Origin of the sequence: Carboxydocella sp. JDF658 (genome assembly GCF_002049395.1) — a bacterium.
GTDB lineage: Bacteria > Bacillota.
In genome coordinates this window covers 1-1089 of the sequence record NZ_BDLR01000058.1, presented here as the reverse complement: position 1 = coordinate 1089, position 1089 = coordinate 1, and the positions used below count along the sequence as shown (strand labels likewise).

Genomic DNA, 1089 nt, shown 5'->3' with positions numbered 1-1089 from the left:
TTATAACCCCAGTTCCTGTCTCCTGGCCGCTGTTGGCACTCCGTTTTCATCCCAGCCCCGCACCTGGTAATAAACAGGCAGCAATTCTGCCAGCCGGTGCACACTGCCCTTGGACGGCCCGTCCGGAATGGGCTCTTCCAGTAAACGCCGGGGCAGGGTATCGTCCTGGGCGGTATAGCCCTCCTGCAGGTTGAACAGGCGCTCATTGTTCCAGATCCGTTCCCCGCAGGCCAGCAGTTGTTCTGCTGTCAGGTTTTCCCCGGTGGCGGCATTATACAGGTCGGCATAATCCTGCGCCCCCAGGGCAAAGGAGGTGAACAGGCACAGCCCCAGGCTGTCGATTACTGCCGTCAGGTCCTGGAATACCTTCACCCATTCCGCTTTCCCCTCCAGGGAGAACCGGTCCAGCTTCTCCGGCAAGCCCAGAATCTCAGGGGAAATCATGTAACCCCGCACATGGCAGCCACCCCGGTTGGAGGTAGCATACTGCAAACCATGGCCCTGCACACCCCGCGGGTCATAGGCCGGCAGTTCCTGCTTCTTGACCGCCATCGCCAGCTCCGGATGGCCATAGGCCTCACACAACCGGGCGGAACCCAGCGCCAGTTTGGCCCCCAGGCCTTCCCCGGCTCCCATCTTGCGGGTCCATTCCACGATGGCTTCCCCACTGCCCCATTTCAGCTCCGGTCCATCCACTTCCTCCGGCTTGATGATGCCCCGCTGGTAAAGCTCCATGGCCGCCGCAATGGTAGCTCCAGCTGAGATGGTATCCAAACCGTACTCATTGCAGAGATTGTTGGCCTTGATTACCGCTTTCAGGTCGGAGACGCCACAGTCAGAGCCATAGGCCCAGATGGTTTCATACTCCGGACCGCCCCCTTCTTCCCCGTCTACTTCACAGTAGCGGCCACAGGCGATGGGACAGCGGTAACAGGGATCTTTCTTTTTCAGGTATTTCTCCGCCAGGGTTTCCCCGGAGATTTCATCGGCAGCCGGGAAATAGGCTTCCTGAAAATTGTTGGTGGGAAATATGCCGCTTTCATTGATGATATTGACCAGCACCGCTGTGCCATAAGCCGGCAGGCCCTG

General features: G+C 59.0%; 1 protein-coding gene. It reads right to left on the bottom strand.

The genetic code is table 11. From position 1 onward, the window contains the following. The coding region (locus tag JDF658_RS09460; RefSeq protein ID WP_200805670.1) for an aldehyde ferredoxin oxidoreductase family protein at positions 1–1089 on the bottom strand (1089 nt) is incomplete at its 5' end.